The sequence below is a fragment of the Cupriavidus sp. 8B genome, assembly GCF_054589115.1.
On the sequence record NZ_BAAILO010000022.1, the window covers coordinates 1 to 3,245 of the forward strand.

The window sequence follows — 3,245 nt, forward strand, 5'->3', positions numbered from 1 at the left end:
TAGGAATAAAGACTATCTCTTTCCCATTCCAGCATTCGCCCGCAAAATGCGGGCTATTGGAGGATTGCAAGACATAGTCAGGAAGGGCACATAGTGTCGAATGATGTGCGGAGAAATTCGATGCCGTGCAAGTTCCGGAAACTGTTGTGATGCCGCCTGAGCCGCGAGCTTCAGCCGTTCGGTAAGACCGATGCGTGTGAGCGGAGCACCGGATCGACCAGGAAACAGCGGTTCCTCTGGCGCCCTTGGATATTCTCGGAGCCAGTGTTTGAGCTCCTTGCCGGTGTCGGGCCACAGAGGGACAGAACGCTCCTTGCGTCCCTTTCCACGGATGCGTACCCACGCAGTGGGTCCAAGCGTGAGATCGGACACACGCATGCCGATCAGTTCCGACACACGGGCGCCCGTGTTGTAAAGCGTTGCCAGCATGACGTGGTCGCGCTGCCCCGTCCATGTGCCGGGATCTGGCGCGGCGAGAATCGCTTCGATATGCTCACGGGAGAGAAATCCGACGAGTGGCTGCTCAAAGCGCTTCATGGGAATTGCCAGTACCGACTGTGCCAACGCGAGGACTGACGGCTCCTCGAATGAGACATATTCCATGAACGACCGGATCGCGGCAAACCTCGCGTTTCGGCTGCGAATGGAGTTGTGCCGGTCCTGTTCAAGGTACCGGAGAAAGTCGAGGATGAATGGCGCATCCAGGTCTTCAATGGTGATCTCACTGGGCCGCTTGTTCAAGCGTTGATGAGCAAAGGCAAGCAGCAGCCGGAAACTGTCGCGGTAGGCCGTCACAGTGCGAGGGCTCACGTGCCGCTGCTGCTGCAAACGCTGCAGAAAGAACTTCTGTACCAAGACCGGGAAAGGTTGTGTGGCGGAATGGCTCACGATGCACCTCCACGACTGCGCACGAAGCGCCGGGCTGCAATCGCCAGCAGCTCGGGCGTGGCTGTCTCATACCAATATGTATTCGTGACCTTGACGTGTCCAAGGTAGGTCGACAGAGCAAGAATACTGCGATCAACGTTCAGGCCGCGGGCGTACCAGTCCTGCAATCGATGGCAGACAAACGAATGTCGAAGATCATGCAGCCGCGGTGCGGGATGGTCGCCGCGAGCACGCCAATTCAAGGCCGCGCGCAGTAGTTTGAAAGCGTACTCCACGCTTCGTGTCGAGGCAGGTCGACCATAGTCGAACACGAAGAATGAGTCGGTCTTACCGGCAAGGGGATCGCGGTCGCGCTTCTTGACATAACGGTGCAACGCATCTGCTGTAGTGGAGTGTATCGGCACCCAACGCGACTTGCCAAGCTTGGCGCATCGAATATACAGCAGCCGTTGCTCGAGATCGACGTCCGAACGGGCCAATCCCGTCGCCTCCGAGATACGCAAGCCTGTTGCCGCGATCAACCCAAAGATTGTCGCGCAGCTCGCGCCACGCAAGCCACCGGGCGGATATAAATGATCGCAAGCAGCCAACAGATCAAGGATCTCATCGTCGGTGAAGATATGCGGCGTCAGCCGATGACGAGCAGGTCCGAAAAGCCCTCGCGGCGGAATCTCGGTTGCGGAATCGAACTGCCGGCAGTATGAGGCAAAGGGCCGGAGCACCTCGATCCGGCGTGCGGCCGTTAGCCGTCGGCCGCTGCCGGTACTGCTGGCCCACTGAATGGCAAGTTGTACCGTGAGCGGACCGTGATGATTGACCTGTTCAGCGAAGCGCGCAAATCGTCTAAGCTGCTCGCCTTCCACCTTAAGGGCGAGGCCGGCTTGTCGACGAACGGCCAGGTAATCGTCGATCCAGCGCGAGAAAGATGTTGGGGCGTTCACGAGCGTCTCCTTGGCCATGGGAGAGCCACGCGACGAAGCGAGGGAAGATCGACCTTCGCGTAAATTGTGGTCGTGTCGAGGCTGCGATGCCGCAACAGGTCAGCGATCTCCTTGAAGGGCACACCACCTTGTGCCATCCGGCATGCCATGGTGTGCCGGAAAATATGGGTGCCGCGCACACGCCGCTGCAGACCGCAGCGTTCGGCAGCATAGCGAACCGCGTTTCGGACGATGTCCACCTCGGCTGCGGCATTGAGCGTCGGCCGATGGCGTACGAAAACCTCGCGCCGCGTGGTCGGCGGGCGTCCGTGTTGCAGATACTCTGCGATCGCCCGGCCGGTCAATCGTGGAAGAGGCACGATGTCGGTTCGCTTCCCCTTGCCATGAATCGTCAACATTCCGGCGCGCCAATCGATGTCATCGAGGTGCAGGTGTGCCACCTCCGAGCGTCGCAATCCCAAGTCCAACAGGCACCGCGTAATTGCGTAGTCGCGCATGCCGGTAGCGCTGCCGCGATCGAAAGCGTCGAGCAGTTGTCTGATCTCGGCAGGCGAGAGAAGCTCGGGCAGTCTGGCGAGGCGCCACAGGGCGACCCGTGGCAGTGCCGCGATGAGAGCTGTGGTTGGCGTTCCACAGCTAGCTTTGAACAGGAAATAGCTGCGCAGTGAGATCCCGACGCTCTTGACCGTGCCGGGTGCGAGTCCGTTCGTCCGATGCATGACAAAACGAATGACATCTGCGGGAACGAGCTTCGAAATGCGTACAGGACTCGTGCCGAAACGATCGACAAGAAACTCAAGGACGTGCCGCTGGCGAACGGTGCAAGTACTATCGGCTAGACCACGGACTTCTACAAGATGACGATCAAAATCCGCCAGTTCCCCTGCAATGGACGGGGGAACACCCGGGACCAGTGGTGCTCGAGCCTTGCCGAGCATGGTAAAGAAGTGCTTCAGCGCAGCACGAGCGTCGACTCGCGTGCGACGGCATCGTGGGGCGCATCGGCAATGAGGCAGATGTCCATCAAGAAACTGGTTGATCAGCGGTTCACTGATCTCGCAAAGAGCAAGACCCAGTTGCGAGATCCACTGAACGAAGTGGGCGACACTCCTGAAGTAGCATTCCACTGTCTCCTGAGCATAACCGCGCTCAGTAAGATAGTGAACGTACGCGTCTGCGTGCGCACCCAGCGCAGCCTCGGCGAACCAACGCTCGCCAAGAATATGACCAGGCTTGATGCGCGAGTACTTGGGCATGGCAACTCTCCTCGCAAAGACAAAACAGCACGAGAAAAGTACCGCAAATTATGGAAGGTCGCCGGACTGACACGGCACACCAGATGTCCTGTATATAGATGCTATCTCCGACAGCCGAGCGTTCAACCTTCCATAATTGCAAACTGCCGATAGCGCCCCT

3 protein-coding genes are annotated in these 3,245 nt (G+C 58.8%); all 3 read right to left on the reverse strand.

Annotated elements, in window-relative coordinates; all coding sequences use genetic code 11:
- Positions 1-12: 12 nt before the first annotated feature.
- From ACYP5B_RS01995 to ACYP5B_RS02005, 3 genes are read right to left on the reverse strand one after another with little or no spacing between them, the layout of a single operon-like run.
- Positions 13-888, reverse strand: coding sequence for a tyrosine-type recombinase/integrase (locus ACYP5B_RS01995; RefSeq protein WP_459568354.1), 876 nt, complete (start codon positions 886-888; stop codon positions 13-15).
- The gene (locus tag ACYP5B_RS02000; RefSeq protein ID WP_459568356.1) at positions 885-1,829 is read right to left on the reverse strand and encodes a tyrosine-type recombinase/integrase; all 945 of its coding nucleotides are present in this window, start codon (positions 1,827-1,829) and stop codon (positions 885-887) included. The genes ACYP5B_RS01995 and ACYP5B_RS02000 overlap by 4 nt, the downstream gene beginning before the upstream one ends.
- Positions 1,826-3,085 carry a site-specific integrase gene (locus tag ACYP5B_RS02005; protein ID WP_459568358.1) on the reverse strand — a complete coding sequence of 420 codons (1,260 nt, stop codon included), beginning with the start codon at positions 3,083-3,085 and terminating at the stop codon, positions 1,826-1,828. Before ACYP5B_RS02005 ends, ACYP5B_RS02000 begins: the two co-directional genes overlap by 4 nt.
- Positions 3,086-3,245: the final 160 nt, after the last annotated feature.

Excerpts from the sequence above, each read along its gene's own strand:
- ACYP5B_RS02005 (WP_459568358.1), bottom strand. The coding sequence starts at position 3,085 with ATGCCCAAGTACTCGCGCATCAAGCCTGGTCATATTCTTGGCGAGCGT.